Source organism: Paenibacillus sp. J31R122 (genome assembly GCF_056269185.1).
The window spans coordinates 18,727-37,296 of the sequence record NZ_JBWDNM010000007.1 but is presented as its reverse complement, the minus strand read 5'-3'; the positions used below and the strand labels follow the sequence as shown (position 1 = coordinate 37,296).

At 44.4% G+C, this 18,570-nt stretch carries 19 protein-coding genes; 2 read left to right on the top strand and 17 right to left on the bottom strand.

Annotated features, from left to right (window positions below):
- Positions 1 to 28: 28 nt before the first annotated feature.
- The gene (locus tag AC0YN7_RS12940) at positions 29 to 1,015 is read left to right on the top strand and encodes a Na/Pi cotransporter family protein (RefSeq protein WP_475810421.1); all 987 of its coding nucleotides are present in this window, start codon (positions 29 to 31) and stop codon (positions 1,013 to 1,015) included.
- Here AC0YN7_RS12940 and AC0YN7_RS12935 read toward each other — a convergent pair.
- From AC0YN7_RS12935 to gpr, 17 genes are all read right to left on the bottom strand, one after another.
- A complete protein-coding gene (locus AC0YN7_RS12935; protein ID WP_475810420.1) occupies positions 1,012 to 1,443 on the bottom strand; it encodes an NUDIX hydrolase in 432 nt (143 codons plus the stop codon). The genes AC0YN7_RS12940 and AC0YN7_RS12935 overlap by 4 nt on opposite strands.
- A gap of 213 nt (positions 1,444 to 1,656) precedes the next feature.
- Complete coding sequence (mtaB, locus tag AC0YN7_RS12930) at positions 1,657 to 3,048, bottom strand: tRNA (N(6)-L-threonylcarbamoyladenosine(37)-C(2))-methylthiotransferase MtaB (RefSeq protein ID WP_475810419.1); 1,392 nt, start codon at positions 3,046 to 3,048, stop codon at positions 1,657 to 1,659.
- A 5-nt stretch (positions 3,049 to 3,053) separates the two neighbouring features.
- A complete protein-coding gene (locus AC0YN7_RS12925) occupies positions 3,054 to 3,839 on the bottom strand; it encodes an RsmE family RNA methyltransferase (RefSeq protein WP_475810418.1) in 786 nt (261 codons plus the stop codon).
- Between the two features lie 52 nt (positions 3,840 to 3,891).
- Positions 3,892 to 4,599: a site-2 protease family protein gene (locus AC0YN7_RS12920; RefSeq protein WP_475810417.1), complete on the bottom strand. Its 708-nt coding sequence runs from the start codon at positions 4,597 to 4,599 to the stop codon at positions 3,892 to 3,894.
- On the bottom strand, positions 4,596 to 5,594 hold the full coding sequence (gene prmA, locus AC0YN7_RS12915) for a 50S ribosomal protein L11 methyltransferase (RefSeq protein WP_475810416.1): 999 nt from the start codon (positions 5,592 to 5,594) through the stop codon (positions 4,596 to 4,598). The genes AC0YN7_RS12920 and prmA overlap by 4 nt, the downstream gene beginning before the upstream one ends.
- 110 nt (positions 5,595 to 5,704) lie before the next feature.
- Complete coding sequence (locus AC0YN7_RS12910; protein ID WP_475810415.1) at positions 5,705 to 5,905, bottom strand: hypothetical protein; 201 nt, start codon at positions 5,903 to 5,905, stop codon at positions 5,705 to 5,707.
- A gap of 57 nt (positions 5,906 to 5,962) precedes the next feature.
- Positions 5,963 to 6,139: a YfhD family protein gene (locus AC0YN7_RS12905; protein ID WP_475810414.1), complete on the bottom strand. Its 177-nt coding sequence runs from the start codon at positions 6,137 to 6,139 to the stop codon at positions 5,963 to 5,965.
- Between the two features lie 103 nt (positions 6,140 to 6,242).
- Complete coding sequence (gene dnaJ, locus AC0YN7_RS12900) at positions 6,243 to 7,370, bottom strand: molecular chaperone DnaJ (protein WP_475810413.1); 1,128 nt, start codon at positions 7,368 to 7,370, stop codon at positions 6,243 to 6,245.
- Positions 7,371 to 7,573: 203 nt separating this feature from the next.
- Positions 7,574 to 9,412 (bottom strand): molecular chaperone DnaK, encoded by a 1,839-nt coding sequence (gene dnaK, locus AC0YN7_RS12895; RefSeq protein WP_475810412.1) that lies wholly within the window; start codon positions 9,410 to 9,412, stop codon positions 7,574 to 7,576.
- 52 nt (positions 9,413 to 9,464) lie between these two features.
- Entirely contained in the window at positions 9,465 to 10,025 is a 561-nt protein-coding gene (gene grpE, locus AC0YN7_RS12890) for a nucleotide exchange factor GrpE (protein ID WP_475810411.1), read from the bottom strand.
- Positions 10,026 to 10,107: 82 nt separating this feature from the next.
- Positions 10,108 to 11,133: a heat-inducible transcriptional repressor HrcA gene (hrcA, locus tag AC0YN7_RS12885; protein WP_475810410.1), complete on the bottom strand. Its 1,026-nt coding sequence runs from the start codon at positions 11,131 to 11,133 to the stop codon at positions 10,108 to 10,110.
- A 226-nt stretch (positions 11,134 to 11,359) separates the two neighbouring features.
- Positions 11,360 to 11,857: an N-acetyltransferase gene (locus AC0YN7_RS12880; protein WP_475810409.1), complete on the bottom strand. Its 498-nt coding sequence runs from the start codon at positions 11,855 to 11,857 to the stop codon at positions 11,360 to 11,362.
- Positions 11,858 to 11,924: 67 nt separating this feature from the next.
- Positions 11,925 to 13,094 (bottom strand): radical SAM family heme chaperone HemW, encoded by a 1,170-nt coding sequence (gene hemW / locus AC0YN7_RS12875; RefSeq protein WP_475810408.1) that lies wholly within the window; start codon positions 13,092 to 13,094, stop codon positions 11,925 to 11,927.
- 128 nt (positions 13,095 to 13,222) lie between these two features.
- Entirely contained in the window at positions 13,223 to 15,040 is a 1,818-nt protein-coding gene (gene lepA, locus AC0YN7_RS12870) for a translation elongation factor 4 (protein WP_475810407.1), read from the bottom strand.
- Positions 15,041 to 15,120: 80 nt separating this feature from the next.
- Entirely contained in the window at positions 15,121 to 15,531 is a 411-nt protein-coding gene (locus AC0YN7_RS12865; protein ID WP_475810406.1) for a DUF3679 domain-containing protein, read from the bottom strand.
- 57 nt (positions 15,532 to 15,588) lie between these two features.
- Positions 15,589 to 16,827: a stage II sporulation protein P gene (gene spoIIP / locus AC0YN7_RS12860; RefSeq protein WP_475810405.1), complete on the bottom strand. Its 1,239-nt coding sequence runs from the start codon at positions 16,825 to 16,827 to the stop codon at positions 15,589 to 15,591.
- Between the two features lie 204 nt (positions 16,828 to 17,031).
- Positions 17,032 to 18,036 carry a GPR endopeptidase gene (gene gpr / locus AC0YN7_RS12855; protein WP_475810404.1) on the bottom strand — a complete coding sequence of 335 codons (1,005 nt, stop codon included), beginning with the start codon at positions 18,034 to 18,036 and terminating at the stop codon, positions 17,032 to 17,034.
- 209 nt (positions 18,037 to 18,245) lie between these two features.
- On the opposite strand from gpr, the gene rpsT reads away from it, so the two are divergent.
- A complete protein-coding gene (gene rpsT / locus AC0YN7_RS12850; protein ID WP_475810403.1) occupies positions 18,246 to 18,518 on the top strand; it encodes a 30S ribosomal protein S20 in 273 nt (90 codons plus the stop codon).
- Positions 18,519 to 18,570 lie beyond the last annotated feature (52 nt).

Here is an 18,570-nt window from a genome sequence, read left to right as displayed (position 1 = left end):
TTTTGCCATTCAAGAAGGAGAGCATCAAATGATTCATTCTATACTCATTCCTATGCTGCTTGGATTCGCTGTTTTTATGTGCGGTATGAAGCTGATGGAGCTTGCGTTATATCGCCTAGGCGGACCCTACCTGACCCGAATATTACAGCGTTCAACCGCAACTCCCCTGCATGGTATGGCCATAGGCACGGTAACAACCGCATTTCTTCAAAGCAGCACCGCCGTTACCGTCATAACAATCGGAATGGTAAATGCGGGTTTGCTTACGTTCCCTCGCACGCTTGGCATTGTTCTTGGCACCAATATTGGCACTTGTATAACAACCGAGCTAATTGGTCTCAATTTGAATAAGCTAGCTATGCCACTGCTGCAATTGTCTCTCGCGTTATGGCTAGTAACTGTACTGCTTGGAGAACTGAAGCTGATCCCCGCGCTTGAAAAAGCTCATTGGTTAGAAACTCTACGCTCTGTTGCTGTCGCTTTGTTTGGCTTTGGTCTGCTTCTGACCGGTATGACGATGATGCAGAGCGTCGGTCCCGCTGTACAAGAAAGCGATATGTTCGGCTGGTTTCTCACGAAGGCTCAAGATAGCTTATGGTGGGGGCTTGCCGCAGGCGCAATTCTTACTGCAGCCGTTCACAGCAGCGCAGCCGTTATTGTAATTATTATGGGTTTCGTTTCCATTGGTGCGATGCCCATAGAGCTAGGCATCGCTGTCGTCTTGGGATCTAATATCGGTACATGCGCCACTGCATTGCTAGCCTCGATTGGAGGTTCTAAGGCTGGACAGCTTGTCGCTATTTCTCACATTATTTTGAACGTCGGAGGAGCATTATTGTTTATGCCTTTCACTGGAGAGCTATCCGCCTTATCCAGCTGGATTTCATCGTCTCCTGCCGGACAAATCGCTCACGCTCAAACCATATTCAATGTATTTAGCTCCTTATTTGCACTTCCGTTTTGTTACTTAAAAACATTTCGCAAGCTAGATCCTGCAACCAATCTCAAACTCTAATCCGCTTGCAAGCCAAGCAATTGAAAGGCTCCTGCAACGATACGATGATTATTTTCATAGCCGGACTGCTTCTGCCGTCTCCAAGCTTCCCCAGGCTCAAACCAATCAACACCGCGAATCTCCTCTACCTGAGCCTGCAAGGAGCCGCCAACGGCTTCAACCAAATAATAATGAACCTCTTTGTTGATTATTCCGAGCGTATCGTGCTTATATTGGTATTTAATTTGGTCAATTGGAGCAATGATGACTCCTTCTAAACCGGTTTCTTCGACTATTTCCCGTAAAGCGGTTTGTTCAATCGTTTCGCCTGGCTCCATCTTGCCTTTCGGCAGTGAGACTTTACCATAACGGTCCTGGATGAGTTGAATTTGCAGCTTCCCTTGCTCGGTCCGACGGTACACAACACCGCCTGCAGAAATCTCCTTCATGTCCGTTTCCCCCTTGCAACGTTTCATACATAGTATATGCAGCAAAGGATTCCTCTATCTTTTCCTCAAGCGTAAACGGCTGTCGCCGTCCTTGCGGCAAAAGCTCGTTTCGCGATGAATTATAAGCCTATTATAAGTATGAAACTTATAAATTCTTATAATTTAAAGGAATCGATAATTAAAGGAATCCTTGCATTCGTAAAACTTTGGTTATCAGGCTCTAATCGCTTCTGGACGCTCCAACACAAACGTATGTGTATTCTCATCTAAAGCTTGCGGGCTATACTCATCAAGTACACGGACAAGCGTACCGCGGCATTCATTAACTCCAGCTTCAGTGATTTTAACGCGGCATAGTTTACCTATCAGTTCTACGGTACCATCAAATACTACTTGAATGTAGTTATCTGTATACCCCATTACTAATCCCGTTCCCGGTGCTCCCTTATAATCGCGTTCGGGAATAACATCAAGCACTTCACCGACATATTGCTTTGCATACTCCAGCTGCATCTTCTCAGATAAATCAATCAGCTTGTGGACACGCTCGTTTTTCACTTCTTCATCCACCTGCTCCTCCATCCGAGCTGCCGGCGTACCTGTCCGTTTCGAATATGGGAATACATGCATTTCCGCAAATTTAAGCTCCTCCATGAAGTGGAAGCCGCTCTCGAACATTTCTTCGGTTTCACCCGGGAAACCAACGATAACATCGGTAGTAATCGCTACGCCTGGCATCGCTTCATGCAGACGTTTAATCTTAGCTGCAAATTCTTCCGTTGTATATTTACGACGCATCCGCTTCAAGACAGAATTTTCGCCTGCTTGCAGCGGGATATGAAGGTGGCGGCACATTTTGCTGGAACGGTTCAAAACCTCAATCATAGCATCATCAATTTGGCTTGCTTCGATAGAGCTGATTCGAATTCGCTCAAGGCCTTCGATTTTGTCCAAATCCCACAGCAAGCTGGTTAGATTATAGTTTTCCATATCATCGCCATATCCGCCTGTATGAATTCCTGTCAGTACAATTTCCTTATAGCCCGAAGCTACAAGCTGTTTTGCCTGCTCAAGAACACTTTCCGACGCGCGACTACGTGATAAACCCCGTGACCATGGAATAATACAGAAGGTACAAAAATTGTTGCAGCCCTCTTGAATTTTCAAGAAAGCGCGGGTCCGTTCGGAAAAATCAGGCACGTCAAGCTCTTCAAAGTCGCGTGTCTTCATAATATTACGAACCGCGTTAACCGGTTGGCGGTCATCTTGAATTTGATTGACAAATGTCATTATTTTCTCACGATCCTGTGTACCGATCACAAGATCAACACCTTCAATCGCCATAATTTCCGCGGGTGACGTTTGAGCATAGCAGCCAGTTACGGCAATTACAGCATCCGGGTTGCGCCTAACAGCGCGTCGAATAATTTGACGGCTTTTCTTGTCTCCTGTATTTGTAACCGTGCAAGTATTTATTAAATAAACATCCGCATTCGATTCGAAATCGACCTGCTCATAACCTTCGTTTTTGAACAACTGCCAAATCGCTTCTGTGTCATAGAAGTTTACTTTGCAGCCTAATGTATAAAATGCGACCGTTGGCATAGTGGTCACTCTCCTCCCATTTCTCCGGATTCATATAATAGGCAGGTTAATGCTACGATACCTGCGGTTTCCGTTCTTAAAATTCTTTTGCCTAAACCAACTAATACTGCTCCAGCCGCTTCAGCCTCAGAGGCCTCACGCTCTGTAAAGCCTCCTTCAGACCCCACAATGAGCAATATGCGAGGAGAGTTTACAGTCTCCGATATGTTGCTCTTCGCAAGCCATTCTCGAACAGCGTCACGTATTCCTTTGCCATGAGCGGCGTCACCCTCGCGTTCGTAACAAAAAAGCGCCAAATCGAAAGCACCAATCGTCTGCATAAGCTCACGCCAGCTGCGCAACGGCTCAATACCAGGAATACGATTGCGATGCGATTGCTCCGCTGCTTCCTTCGCAATCTTACTCCAGCGATCTATACGTTTTGCTTCCTTCTTGCTGTCATACTGAACGATCATTCGCTCGGACTCAAACGGCGCGAACGCATAAGCGCCTATCTCCGTGCCCTTCTGAATAACCAGCTCCATCTTATCGCCCTTAGGCAAGCTTTGCGCAATTGTAATCGACCAGCTAGGCTCGCAGTCCGCGTTCATGCTCTCAGCAATATCTGCTGTTATTTTCGTAGGAAGAACTTCCCTTACTATAGCTAATACTGTACGCGACTGACCGTCACTTACAATAATCTTATCACCAGGTTTCATTCGCATAACCCGCTGCGCGTGATGGGCATCTTCACCAACTAAACGGACATCGGACTTGCCAAACTGCTCAGCAGCTACAAAATATCGTTGCATTGTGTATGTTCAACCACCCTTAAACAAATTCCATCCTTCATAATAGCATGTTTTAGGAAGAAAAATCTATGAGAAACCGTTCCCAGTCAAGTGGCGAAAACACAGCTTCACACATCTCGATCATAGAGAACATCGTCTTTGTTGAAAGATTTAAAATAGGATCCAGTGTCACTTCGCGAAGTGGCGGAATGAACACGAGCAGTAAAAAAATAAACATGCCCCATTGCACATTTTGATCCAGTTTGTAACGAATCTTGAGCGGCAATAGATCCGCAATAATTCTATAACCATCCAATGGCGGCAAAGGAATCAAGTTAAAAACAAAGAGCAGTAAATTAATCGTAATTAAATAATAGAAAAAATGAACATAAGCGGAATAGACTCCTACAGAACCCGCGTAGAGAACACCGGTTTCATTAAGCACATATAGGACGATCATCCCTACGAAGGCAACCAACAAATTGCTTAAAGGACCTACCGCAGATACAACAATCCCCATTAACCTAGGTCTCTTAAATTTGCTAGCCATTACTGGCACCGGCTTCGCCCAGCCAAATCCTGCAATAAGAAGCAGAATCGTACCAAATACATCTAAGTGCACACGAGGATTCAGTGTCACCCTGCCTGCTTTATACGCGGTATCATCACCGAACTTATACGCGCTGAATGCATGCGCAAACTCATGTACAGTAAATGCGATAATAAGCACTAAAAATATAAACGGTAAGTCCTCTAAAGGATACCATAAAAAATTACTCATTCACTCACCTGCGGCTTTCTAGCAACGAATGCAATCCAATCCTCGTCGCGGCGTTTTTCAACAATTTCAAAGCCAGAATCAATTAGTCCCGCTTCAACAATATCCTCTTTATTTTTGTATACGCCTGAAGCGATATAAATACCATTCGGCTTCAATGCCGCGTACACATCATCAACAAACATTAATATAACTTCCGCCAAAATATTGGCCACAACCAAATCTACAGGGAGCGTTACACGAAGAACCTGACTATCTCCAGTGTCGTTACTCGTTTCTCCTTCTTTAAGCACTCCTAGCAAATCACTTAGCTTCACTTCGATTCTCTCCGATAGTTGATTAAGTGACGTATTTTCCTTTGCGCTGGATACAGCTACTGGATCTAAGTCAAGTGCAAGAACACTCTTTACACCTAGCAGACAAGCACCAATTGCCAAAATACCAGATCCCGTTCCCACATCAATCATTTCTTCACCGCCGCGAACGACAGATTCTAAAGTTTGCAGGCATAAGGAAGTTGTAGGATGCGCTCCCGTACCAAAGGCCATACCCGGATCAAGCTCAATTATACGCTCGTTCGGCGCAGACTCATATTGTTCCCATGTTGGTTTAATAGTCAGCGTATCGGTAATGCGTAATGGCTTGAAATATTGCTTCCATGCATCCGCCCAATCATCGTCATCAACAACAACTGCCGAATAAACAACGTCACCTGGATCAATGTCAAATTCGCGAAGCTGTTCAACACGTGGCTTCAAAGCTGCAATCATTGCATCGTTATCCGTATCGTCCGTAAAATATCCTTTAATAATAGCCATTCCTTCAGGTATATCGTTAAAAGGAATTTCATACCATTGTCCAAAAGATGTATCACGCTGTTTATTCATCGTACCCGATTCTTCAATGGATACGCCGCCAGCTCCCATTTCATGCAAAAAGTTCGATATCATCTCTTGCGCTTCTTCCGTAGTTGTAATCGTTAGTTCATGCCATTTCATAAGTAGAGCCCTCCAGTGTTAAAAACCTAACAACTATTGTACACCAGAGTGGCACCTTTGCACAAAAAAATGAGAGTCCGCAGGCATAATGCCAGCAGACTCTCTTCATTTTAAGTAACTGATGTATGTCCGCCTACCTGGTGAATAAGATGAATGGCTCGTTCAGCTACCTCTTCATCCACGGTCGCGGTCAACATTCCACTCTCAGATAGACCATTCACATCAAACGCGCGTAACGCTTGTAATTTATGAAGAGCTTCTTGGGCAGCACTCTCTTCACTAAAAGTAGCTCGAATTTCAATAGGACTCAAAACAAATCCTCCTAAAAAGTTCAAAAATCCCAAACTATAAATAAGCCTGGATTGCCTTTATTGCTGCTTCGCTCTAGCATCTGCAGCAGCAGCGCGCGCTTGCGCTTCGCGGTCAGCTTCATCAGCAAATTCTTCTGAAAATTCAACATCTTCATTTTCAGCTATAGGTAAATTCGCGAAATTCACTTTCTCCATGCTGTTGTTGGCATTGTCATTATTGTTTTTGAAAGTCATTTTTTATAGCCTCCTATTGGTAGTTGAATGTTTTACTACCTGCATAGGATTCCTTTGCAATGCAGAAACTATACGAGTTGTGAAAAAAAAAAAACGTACCGGGTTATTCACCGCGGAACGCCTTTTTCATTTTATCAAAAATAGATTCATGATGCTCTTGATCGACATTGGAATTTTTGCTTAGTCCGCCGAATTGCTTTAGTAGATCTTTCTGTTCATCAGTCAGGCTAGTTGGTGTAACGATCGTTACCTTCACATGCTGATCGCCTTGACCATATCCACGCAGCTTAGGAACTCCTTTGCCTTTAAGACGGAAATAGGTTCCCGTTTGAGTTCCCGCTGGAATTTTCAGCTTCACTTTTTCTGTTAAAGTTGGTATTTCAACTTCATCTCCAAGCGCCGCTTGTACGAATGTGAGTGGAACCTCACAATAAATGTCATCATTCTCCCGCTCGAAAAACTCATGCGGCTTCACGCGGATAACAATATAAAGGTCACCTGCAGGCCCGCCGCGAAGACCGCCTTCACCTTCGCCAGTCATACGGATTTGCGCGCCATCATCTACGCCTGCTGGGATTTTGATATTAATTTTACGTTGACGCTTCACTTTACCTGCGCCGTGACAAGTTCCGCATTTTTCTTTAATGACACGTCCAGTACCGCTGCAATTTGTACATGCCCGGCGGTTAACCATACGACCAAACGGTGTGTTCTGTACTACCTCTTGCTGTCCGCTTCCTTTACACGTCGAACAAGCTTCAGGCTTCGTTCCTGGCTTAGCACCGTTACCATGACAAGTATCACAGGATTCCGTACGTGGAATTGTGATTTCGGTTTCTTTGCCAAATACCGCTTCCTTAAACTCTACAGTCATCGTATATTGTAAGTCATTTCCGCGCTGTGGAGCATTCGGATCACGTCGTCCGCCTCCGCCGCCGCCGAAAAACATATCAAAAATATCACCGAAGCCACCGCCAAAGTCTTGACCGCCTCCCCCCATGCCTTGATTCGGATCTACATGTCCGAAACGGTCATAGGTTGAGCGTTTACCGTCATCACTTAGTACGTCATAAGCCTCTTTGACTTCTTTGAACTTTGTTTCTGCATCAACCGCCTTATTAACGTCCGGATGATACTGACGAGCTAGCTGACGGTAAGACTTTTTAATTTCATCAGCCGATGCATCCTTGCCAACACCCAGCACATCATAATAATCACGTTTATCTGCCACCTGTTCTCACCTCCGCTGTTATTCTAAATTATAAGAATTTATAAGTTTCACACTTATAATATGCTTATAATTCACCGCGAAACTTTGCTTATGCCGCCAAGGACGGCAACAGCCGTTTACGCTTGTGATTTTATACGTATTTACGCGCAAAAGAGAGGTCAAAACCCAGGCAGCGCCTGTTTTTGACCTCTCCCCTCTACTTCTTATTTATTGTCGTCAACCACTTCATATTCAGCATCTACAACATTGTCTTTACCTTTTGCTGAAGCTGCATCCGGGCCTTCGCCTTCTGCACCTTGCTCAGCTTGGGCAGCTTGCTCATAAAGCTTAACAGATAGCTGTTGTACGATTTGAGTAAGCTCTTCTGTAGCTGCATTAATTTGCTCAAGATCGTCAGTCGCAAGTGCGGCAACTACTTTTTCTTTCGCTGCATTTGCTTTTTCAACCTCAGAAGGGTCTACTTTATCACCAAGGTCTTTGATCGTTTTGTCAGCGGAATAAACCAATTGGTCAGCGTTGTTTTTCGCTTCTACAAGATCACGACGCTTGCGATCTTCTTCTGCGTTTAGCTCAGCATCCTTCATCATTTGTTCAATTTCTTCAGGGCTTAAGCCGCTGGATGATGTGATGGTGATCTTTTGGCTTTTGCCTGTACCTTTATCTAGAGCCGACACGTTCACGATTCCGTTAGCATCGATATCGAAAGTTACTTCGATTTGCGGAACACCGCGCGGCGCTAGAGGAATATCATTCAAAGTGAAACGGCCAAGTGTTTTGTTGCCTGCTGCCATCGAACGCTCACCCTGCAAGACGTGAATTTCTACGCCTGGCTGATTATCAGCGTAAGTGGAGTACACTTGTGATTTGCTTGTAGGAATAGTCGTGTTGCGTTCGATCATTTTCGTGAACACACCACCAGCAGTTTCGATACCAAGAGACAATGGAGTAACGTCAAGCAATACAACGTCTTTCACTTCGCCTGTCAATACGCCTGCTTGAACTGCTGCACCAAGAGCAACTACCTCATCTGGGTTAACGCCTTTGTGTGGGTCTTTGCCGATCAATTTTTTTACAGCTTCTTGTACAGCTGGAATACGAGTCGATCCGCCGACTAATACAACTTTATCAATATCGCTGGAAGTCATGCCAGCATCGCTAAGCGCTTGACGAGTAGGTCCAAGCGTACGCTCTACAAGAGCAGCTGTAAGCTCTTCGAACTTAGCGCGAGTAAGGCTGAGCTCCAAATGCTGAGGAACGCCGTCAACCATTGTAATAAATGGAAGAGAAATAGCAGAAGTTAACGTACCAGAAAGCTCTTTCTTCGCTTTTTCTGCCGCATCCTTCAGACGTTGAACAGCAGCTTTATCTTTGGAAAGATCAATGCCTTGATCCTTTTTAAATTCAGCAACAAGGTGATCGATAATGACTTGGTCAAAATCATCGCCACCAAGCTTGTTGTCTCCGCTAGTAGCTTTTACTTCAAAGAAACCATCGCCAAGCTCAAGGATGGATACGTCGAATGTACCGCCACCAAGGTCATAAACGAGGATCGTTTGATCTTCAGTTTTCTCAAGACCGTAAGCAAGTGCAGCTGCAGTCGGCTCATTGACGATACGAAGAACCTCAAGACCTGCAATTTTACCAGCATCTTTAGTAGCTTGACGCTGGCTGTCGTTAAAGTATGCCGGAACTGTAATAACCGCTTGTGTTACAGTCTGTCCCAAGTATGCTTCAGCATCAGCTTTCAGCTTCTGCAAAATAATTGCGGAAATTTCTTGAGCAGTGTAATCTTTGCCATCAATCGTTTCTTTGTGGTTTGTACCAATATGACGCTTAATCGAGCTGATGGTACGATCCGGGTTTGTAATAGCTTGACGTCTTGCTGTCTCACCAATTACACGCTCGCCATCTTTCTTAAAGCCGACAACTGAAGGCGTTGTGCGGTTGCCTTCCGGGTTTGGTATAACGACAGCTTCGCCGCCTTCCATTACTGCAACGCAAGAGTTTGTTGTACCAAGGTCAATACCGATTACTTTACTCATCGTTTAAGTTCCTCCTATATCGTTCTTATCATTTTATTCTTATATAATAAAATTAGCCGCTTACTTTAACCATTGCGGGACGCAGAACTTTATCTTTCAAGACATAGCCCTTTTGTACTTCCTCCACAACAATGCCTTCCTCATGCTCATCGGATTCGACTTGCATAATTGCTTGATGGTACTCAGGGTTAAAAGGCTCACCGACAACATTCATCACTTTAAGGCCTTCCTGTTCCAAAATTTGCATCAGCTGACGTAAAATCATATCAACACCCTTAGCTAGTGATTCAAAATCACCATTAACCGATGCCGCAGCTACCGCTCGATCGAAATTATCAACAATCGGAAGCAGTTGATCAATTAGCTTCATTGAAGCGTATTGACCCAGTTCTTCCTTTTCCTTCATCGTACGACGACGGAAATTATCGAAATCCGCTTGCGCGCGTAGGTAACGCTGCTGGCTCTCATCCGCTTGCTTCACAAGTTCCGCATAACGTGGATCTTCGCCTGCTTCATCTATTACAGCTTCTTCAACGGATTGCTCCATTTGCTCAGCCGCCACTACTTCTTCAACCGCTTCAGCTGCTTCATTGTGCTGTTCTTTCGTACTCATGAATTCACCTCCTTAAAAATAAAAACTTAGCAATCTAAGCAATACTTAAAGTTTACAAATGCAAACTGAACAAAAAATAAGTTTATTTGTACCATCGTCCCAGGAAAGTCGCCATATCCTTGGATATGAGGTCAAGGAGACTGATTACTTTGCCGTATTCCATTCGTGTTGGTCCCAAAATACCAATCGTTCCTAGCGAATGACCGTCAATCGCATAAGTTGCTGTAATTAAACTGCAATCGCTAATTGCCTTATGGTCATTTTCTGTTCCAATGCGTACTTGTATACCCGAAGGAAGACCGGAAAACATTTTCATTATTGTCGGTGTTTCATCAAGCAAATCCAATATCGTTTTTACTTTGTCAACATCCTTAAATTCAGGCTGTGTCAGCATGTTAGTCGTACCGCCCAGAAAAATGCGATGCTCATCCTCACTCTGGAGAGCGTGATCAAGCACCTGCAATAGCTGCTCGTAATGCTCCACATGCCTTTCAAGCTCTTGCCCAATTTCGGTGTAAAGCTTCGCCCTCAAACGAATTAATGGAACACCTGCCAGTTTAGCGTTCAAAATATTTACGACTTTTTCCATGTCGTCCATTTTTAGCCCTTCTGGAATAGATATGGTTCGGTTCTCTACATGTCCGGTGTTAGTCACAATAATGGCAACTGCCGATGTTTGATCAAGCGGAACAATCCCGAAATGCTTCAATGAAGTGCTAAACATTTCTGGTCCCAGTAAAATGGATGTGTAGTTCGTCAAATTGGATAGTATCATAGCTGTTTGCTGTATGACCTGCTCCATTTGATTCATTTTATCTGTTACGAACGAGCGAACCATTCCCAGATCGTTCTCATCCACTTCGTTAAGCTTCACTAAATGGTCAACGTAGTAACGATAGCCTTTAGTTGAAGGTATACGTCCTGCCGACGTATGCGGCTGCTCCAAAAAGCCTAGCTCCTCAAGATCCGCCATTTCATTGCGAATTGTAGCCGGACTAAAGGCAACGTCACCGCGCTTCGAAATACTTCTTGAACCGACCGGTTCAGCTGAGCGAATATAATCATCCACAATCGCGTTTAAAATCATCCGTTGTCGATCTGTCAGCATTCGAATTCCCCCTCAAAAATGTGTGCATCGCTATTTCGGCTTTCCATCGTTAGCACTCAATCGGATCGAGTGCTAATCATTAATACAAAAATACCAAACCAGCTTAACGATTGTCAAGTCAGTTAGGCATTTTTAATGCTAATATAGAAAAATCACTCTCCCATTAGTCAAGTTTTTGCGCTAATGGGACAATGATTTGCAATTTAATAGGATCATTTCTGTTTGGTCAGCTCAACATTCTAAGAACAGCAATTTCATCGCACGCATGCTGCTTCGGGCAGTTGACGCAATCTTTCCACACTTTTTCAGGGAAAATTTCCTTTTCAACTACGGTGAAGCCGTTTTTTTCAAAAAAGGCCACTTCGTATGTTAATGCCATTACTTTCGGAATTTGCTGTTCTCTTGCTTGGTCAATCAATGCATCGACAATTTTACTGCCGATACCGAGTCCCTTAAAACCCTCCGACATCCCAAGCGAGCGAATTTCTACTAATTCCGTACCTAATCTTGTAAGAGCACCACAGCCAACAACCTCGTCCCCAACTTCTGCGACGATAAACGAATCGATCATATAATCGAGTGCCTCCCGGGTGCGAGGGAGCATGATACCTTTCTCAGCATAACCCTTAATCAATAGAAATAAAGTTTCAACATCCGCAGATGTTGCTTTTCTGCATACAACCTGTACGGTCTGCATGATCGCCTTCGCCTCCACCCGGTGCATGTAAATAAATCCAATGCATAATATATGAATAAATATACAACATGACGAATTAATTCTCAATAGTTTTTTATACAGTAAAGCCTATAAAAGATCCAAATACCTCATTGCCGAGCAAGACACCCTTATCGGTTAGTCGATAAATAGTGTCCTCGTCTGTTTGAATCCGTTCGAGCAGCCCATCTTTCAGCAATTTATCAATAACCGTTCCGAATTTACTTTCAAGTGTCTGTCCACCGAATTGCGCCTCAAAGCGCGATACAGGCACACCCTCAAGCAATCTTAGTCCTACCATCATGAAATCTTCCATCGCTTCATTTTCAGCCACTTCGAACGTTTCAAGACGCGGCAATCTGCCGGCAGCTGCTTCTATATACGGTGTAATGCCTTTTAAATTCACATGACGTGTACGATTGGCATAACCATGCGCTCCCGCACCTAGACCGTAATACGCCTCATTGCGCCAATACGTAGAGTTATGACGGCTTTCAAAGCCCGGCTTAGCAAAGTTGCTAATTTCATAATGAGTGTAGCCATTTTGCTTAAGCATGTCCAAAAGCAACATGAACATATTAAACTCCTCGTCCTCAGTAGGCAATGGCAGCTCATTTTTTTCGTATAGCTTATGGAACAATGTATTTTCTTCGACCTTCAAGCTGTAGATGGAATAATGCGGGAGTCCGAGCTCCATAGCCCGATCAACGCTGTCAGCTAGATGCTTTAAGGTTTGACCAGGCAGTCCAAACATCAAATCGATCGACATATTCGTAAAGCCGACCGCTCGCGCATTTTCAAGACTGCGATAAACATCCTCTACACTATGAATACGTCCGATGCGCTCAAGTAATTCGTTATCAAATGACTGAACGCCAAAGCTGATCCGATTCACGCCGCCTTCACGCATAGCTGTCAACTTATCGATATCCGTCGTTCCGGGATTTGCCTCCATAGTAAACTCCACATCTGCCGCAAGTGGAAAATAGGTGCGAACCGACTTCAGAAACCGTTCCATTTGAACAGGTGTCAGAACCGTTGGCGTACCGCCACCGACAAATACAGTATCGATTTCTACTGGAGGCAGTTCACTAACCGATCGTTGCATCTCCATCTCAAGAGCATCCAAATACTGATCAACTGGCTGTCCCTTCAGCACGTAGGACGTAAAGTCACAATAATGACATTTATTTGTGCAAAATGGGATGTGTATATATAAAGCGCGTGGTGATTGCTTTACGATCATCAATGATTCCTCCTTTAAGCGTATTGAAAAGCAAGCGCAAACGATCTTTACGCTCTGTTATAGTGAAAACTAATAAATCTTTATATAGGAAAAAGGGAGAGCAGCGCCCTCCCTCATCCTCGTCCGTTTTAATCCTCGTCGATTTTGAGTACCGCCATGAACGCTTCCTGCGGCACCTCTACGTTACCAACCTGCTTCATACGCTTCTTGCCTTCCTTCTGCTTCTCAAGCAGCTTACGCTTCCGGCTAATATCACCGCCGTAGCATTTGGCAAGCACGTTTTTACGCATAGCTTTTACTGTTTCACGCGCAATAATTTTATTGCCGATTGATGCTTGAATCGGCACCTCGAACATTTGCCGAGGAATTAGCTCTTTCAGCTTCTCGCATATAATTTTCCCGCGATGATACGCACGATCGCGATGGACAATAACAGATAGAGCATCCACTTGTTCGCCGTTAAGCATAATATCCATTTTAACAAGACTGGATTTGCGGTAGCCTGAAATTTCGTAATCGAACGAAGCATATCCCTTCGTGCTCGACTTTAGCTGATCAAAGAAATCATAAACGATTTCAGATAACGGCACTTGATAAGTCAGAGTTACTCGATTCGTATCCAAATATTCCATATTAACGAATTCACCGCGTTTGCCTTGGCATAGCTCCATTATAGTACCTACATATTGATTGGGTACAATGACACCCGCTTTTACATAAGGCTCTTCTACATAATCAAGCTTGCCTGCCTCAGGATAGTTCGAAGGATTATCAATTTCAATTGTTTCGCCGCTTGTCAGCGTTACTTTATAAATAACGCTCGGCGCTGTAGTAATGAGCGGTATATTAAACTCACGTTCAATACGCTCCTGTATGATCTCCATATGCAGCAAGCCTAGGAATCCGCAACGGAAGCCAAACCCTAGCGCTGTTGAGGATTCAGGCTCATAACGGAGAGACGCATCGTTAAGCTCGAGCTTTCCAAGCGCTTCTCGAAGATCGTTATAGTCCTGTGTTTCAATTGGGTACAATCCGCAATATACCATCGGATTAATCCGGCGATAACCTGGCAATGGCTCCAAAGCAGGTTTCTTCGCTTCAGTAATGGTATCCCCTACACGCGTATCCTTCACGTTCTTAATTCCGGCTACGACAAACCCTACATCACCTATAGTAAGCTCATCTACGATCGTCATGCTCGGTCTAAACACGCCGACTTCAATAACCTCGAATTCAGCCTCTGTTGCCATGAAACGAATTTTTTTGCCAGCGCGAATGCTGCCGTCCATAACCCGCACATATACGATAACACCTTTGTACGGATCATAATGCGAGTCAAAAATAAGTGCTTTAAGCGGTTGGTCTGGATCACCGACTGGTGCCGGTACTTTTGCAACAACCTGCTCTAAAATTTCCTTAATCCCGATACCTGCTTTGGCCGATGCAAGCACCGCGTCACTCGAATCAATCCCGATAACATCTTCAATTTCCTGCTTCACCCGTTCAGGCTCCGCGCTCGGCAAATCAATTTTGTTAATAACCGGTATGACTTCAAGATTGTTGTCTAGCGCTAAATAGACGTTAGCAAGCGTTTGTGCTTCAATCCCTTGCGCAGCATCTACTACGAGTAACGCTCCCTCACAAGCTGCCAAGCTCCGTGAAACCTCGTATGTAAAATCGACATGCCCCGGGGTATCAATCAAATTAAGAAGGTATTCAATACCATCATCTGCAACATAGGAAAGTCTTACAGCTTGCAATTTTATCGTAATGCCGCGCTCGCGCTCTAGATCCATTTTGTCTAGAACCTGCTCTTGCATCTCACGAGATGACAAAGCTCCTGTAAATTCTAATATCCTATCTGCTAAGGTCGATTTTCCATGGTCTATATGCGCGATAATGGAAAAATTTCGAATTCTTTTTTGTCGGTCACGTACGTCAGCCATGCCTAACCCCCACAAGTTCCAATAATGCTATTCATTCCTAGTATTATACCAGTTAAGGGGTCGCCCAGCAATGTGCATTCTTATTTCGTTAATCCATCAAACAGAGACACGACAAAACGGATCCCTTCACTTGAAACATTTTGCAGCATTCCAGAAGTGGAATCGGCGATTTTATTGACTGCAGGCTGCTCCCCCTCGAACGGTATACCATTCAAACGCTCGTCCTCCTTCGCTAATTCAGCAAGCCTCGCCAGACGCTTTATTTCTTCTAATTCCTTTTCCAGCTCTGCGATCTTCGCTTGCTGCTTGAGAGCCAGCCTTGTCGAGGTGTCGTTCGTTTGTCTCGGAGGCTCCATTTCCACATAGGCTTCACCGCCCTCGATCGGACCATATATGCGTTCAATGCCCGTAGAGGACATCTCAATTCCGTACAAAATAATAAATACTAGCGCCCCGCCCACCGCTGTCCATTTCAGCGCATTTCGTTTCATAACATCATTCCCCCTCGCTAATGATTCGCAATTGTAAGCAATCTTTCTGTTCCATCCCTATGCCTTTTCATCGGCCCAGTATAATTCAGCAATGACCTTAGCAAGCGCATCAGCAGTTCGGTAAGATTCCACCAACGTGTTATCTACGCCGCCGATCTCTACAAGCACGCTATCTTCTGCTAGCGATTGATTATATTCCCCATTGCCAGTCGCGGCCGTTTTGCCCCAGATTCCTCTTGAAATGCCTGGGTAATCTTTTTCTAAAGCCTGATGGATCTTGGTAGCGAATGCTTCATTTTTCTCCCAATTCGGATTTTTATGGCCGATAATAAAATAAACCTGGGCATAGCTTTTACCGCCAATATCGATAGTCGTATATTTCCGTTTTTGAGAATCACGATGAATGTCGAAGAAGAATTTCAAGTCCTTGCTGCTCGCGATAGCTTCCTTCACTGTCTTCATCGAATATTTATAAGACAGCTCCCATCGATATTTTTCAATCGTTGTTGGATAATCCATGTTCGAATGAAGAGAGCCTACACCTCGCTCCTCCAGTTTCTTTGCAAGCCGCTTTCCTACAAGCGTAATATTTTTGGTATCGGAATTAGGATCCTTCGATTTGTCTTTCAGTTCTGGATACCAGGATTCTCGATTGTGTGAATGATAAATGAAAGCGATTTTCGTTTTTGAAATTGTTGGCTTAGCTGTGCTCTCAGGCTTGACAACCTCTTCTCCATTATCTTCAGGCAAAGCTGCCTCTTCGGTTGGCGGTTTCACCGAACCATCATTCCCTGGATCAGTAGTACCCGCTCCGTCTTCTGTGCCTGACCCATCGTTAGAGTCATGCGGGATGGGCGCGTTATCCTCAGGCCCAACAGCCGTGTCTGTACCTATTCCTTTTCGAATAAGAAAAGCGTCATTCACACTCATCCCTGGCAATTCACCCGCCAGCAGACTCTTCGGATCACTTGGATTTATATCGGTTAGCGCCCGCATGAGAAAAGCGCTCATTTGCTTTGTGCTAAACGAATCCGTCTCAATGCTGCTCTGAAACGAAGGCATCTCCATCTCTAGCATATCCCCAAAAAAACCACTCGATACAGCAGCCGCAAAACCTTTCATAGAATTAACAGGAACGGTTGTTGATTGCTGATGAATTAAGCCTGCCAATCCGAGAACAACAAAAAATATCATAGAACTAAAAGAAAGCAGCGCAAATGTTCTCCCAGTAGACAGTATTTGCCTCATCCGCTTACTTTCTCTCCCGAAATCCAACAGCATAATAGTACGTTTCATTGATTTATTACCTCCCGATTCTCTATGCCTTCGGCTAAGTTACTATTAATTTATGAGAGTAAGAGAGTTCATAGAACCTGCTTGAACTGAAAGATTCAGAATTGCTAGATTTCACCAATCGAGAGAATGGTTGAAAATGAATATATGCAAAAGAAGCCGCCTCTTCAAACTGAGACGACTTCTTATTCAGGAATGCGCTGAGCTTTAATGCGTATAAGCTGCTACATTATCGGTATCAACCGCCTCATGAAGTGACGCGTTTAGTCCGCTCGCGATAATATTAGCTATGTCCTCAATGAACTCATCGATTTCCTTTGGTGTTACAAGCAAATCATGACCAAGCGGGTTCAGAACCTCCTTGACCAACTGCAGACGTTCGTTTTCGGCCATCTGATTCATTAAGCCAAAAATTTGATCAGTGTTGCCTTTTTGCGTTTCCATATGAGTTCGCATCATATCAATTGCGTTATTAACAATCGTTGAAGCGTATACTACCGTCGGCACACCGATTGCTATAACAGGCACACCTAATATTTCTTTCGTTAGTCCTTTTCGCTTGTTGCCAATACCCGACCCTGGATGAATGCCCGTGTCTGCTATTTGAATCGTTGTATTCACACGTTCAAGCGCTTTGGAGGCAAGCGCGTCTATCGCAATTACAACCTCTGGCTTCGTGCGCTCTACAATCCCTTGTACGATTTCACTTGATTCAATGCCCGTAATACCAAGCACACCTGGCGCAACAGCGCTGACCGGCCGATAACCAGGCGCCACCTGATCAGGCATCAGCTCAAAAAAATGTCTCGTCACCATAATGTTCTCTACTACGATTGGACCTAGCGCATCCGGAGTTACGTTCCAGTTACCCAGTCCAACGATCAGCACACGCGCCGTTTTGCTTATGGACAGACTCTCTAAAAACGTCTCAAAATGCTTAGCGAACTGGGTGGCAACCCGATCCTGCAATACGGTATCCTGATTGCGCAAAGCCGGCACCTCGATCGTTACATAACGACCCTGCATTTTACCGATCGCTTGGGAGCCTTGTTCATTTTGCACATGCAGCTGCGTTATTGTAATGCCATCATCCTCGGTCGTTTCGGATTGAATGCCCGGTATATTTCCGCCAAGCGGCTGTTCTGCTATCTCCTTCGCTTCAAGTGCCAGATCGGTTCTCACATTGTATAACTGCAGGTCAAGCTCGTTCACTGCTGTTCATTCTCCCTTCATGCAAATGTACTTTCGTTATTGTTTGCAAGAGCGCCCATTTCATACCTAAAATCAAACGATGAATTCCAATTGAGACAACAGGTGGTACTATTGCTTTTTGGGCAGGGGCATGATAATATATTTTAAGTTGTGTTGTCTAGCATTAAACTGAATGTGTACCGCTGTAACCAGTTTAGGAGGTGAATTCCATGCCAAACATTAAATCCGCGATTAAACGCGTTAAGACAAACGAAAAGCGTCGTGCTTTGAATGCTTCACAAAAATCCGCACTTCGTTCGGCCGTAAAGATTGCAGACCAAGCTGTCGCTGGCACTGATATTGATGCTGCTAAAGCAGCTCTAATCGCTGCAACGAAAAAATTGGACAAAGCAGTAACTAAGGGCCTGATTCATAAAAATGCGGCTTCCCGCAAAAAATCTCGTCTTGCTAAAAGGCTGAATGCTATTTCCGCACAAGCTTAAGATGGATTCAAAAAACGGCTTCACCGCTCTTAACAGAGCAGTGAAGCCGTTT

Coding starts and splice junctions, on each gene's coding strand:
- rpsT (WP_475810403.1), top strand. CDS start 18,246: ATGCCAAACATTAAATCCGCGATTAAACGCGTTAAGACAAACGAAAAG.
- AC0YN7_RS12880 (WP_475810409.1), bottom strand. CDS start 11,857: ATGCACCGGGTGGAGGCGAAGGCGATCATGCAGACCGTACAGGTTGTA.
- AC0YN7_RS12920 (WP_475810417.1), bottom strand. CDS start 4,599: ATGAGTAATTTTTTATGGTATCCTTTAGAGGACTTACCGTTTATATTT.
- AC0YN7_RS12935 (WP_475810420.1), bottom strand. CDS start 1,443: ATGAAGGAGATTTCTGCAGGCGGTGTTGTGTACCGTCGGACCGAGCAA.
- dnaK (WP_475810412.1), bottom strand. CDS start 9,412: ATGAGTAAAGTAATCGGTATTGACCTTGGTACAACAAACTCTTGCGTT.
- lepA (WP_475810407.1), bottom strand. CDS start 15,040: ATGGCTGACGTACGTGACCGACAAAAAAGAATTCGAAATTTTTCCATT.
- hemW (WP_475810408.1), bottom strand. CDS start 13,094: ATGATCGTAAAGCAATCACCACGCGCTTTATATATACACATCCCATTT.
- prmA (WP_475810416.1), bottom strand. CDS start 5,594: ATGAAATGGCATGAACTAACGATTACAACTACGGAAGAAGCGCAAGAG.
- spoIIP (WP_475810405.1), bottom strand. CDS start 16,827: ATGAAACGTACTATTATGCTGTTGGATTTCGGGAGAGAAAGTAAGCGG.
- AC0YN7_RS12940 (WP_475810421.1), top strand. CDS start 29: ATGATTCATTCTATACTCATTCCTATGCTGCTTGGATTCGCTGTTTTT.
- AC0YN7_RS12905 (WP_475810414.1), bottom strand. CDS start 6,139: ATGACTTTCAAAAACAATAATGACAATGCCAACAACAGCATGGAGAAA.
- AC0YN7_RS12925 (WP_475810418.1), bottom strand. CDS start 3,839: ATGCAACGATATTTTGTAGCTGCTGAGCAGTTTGGCAAGTCCGATGTC.
- grpE (WP_475810411.1), bottom strand. CDS start 10,025: ATGAGTACGAAAGAACAGCACAATGAAGCAGCTGAAGCGGTTGAAGAA.
- AC0YN7_RS12865 (WP_475810406.1), bottom strand. CDS start 15,531: ATGAAACGAAATGCGCTGAAATGGACAGCGGTGGGCGGGGCGCTAGTA.
- hrcA (WP_475810410.1), bottom strand. CDS start 11,133: ATGCTGACAGATCGACAACGGATGATTTTAAACGCGATTGTGGATGAT.
- mtaB (WP_475810419.1), bottom strand. CDS start 3,048: ATGCCAACGGTCGCATTTTATACATTAGGCTGCAAAGTAAACTTCTAT.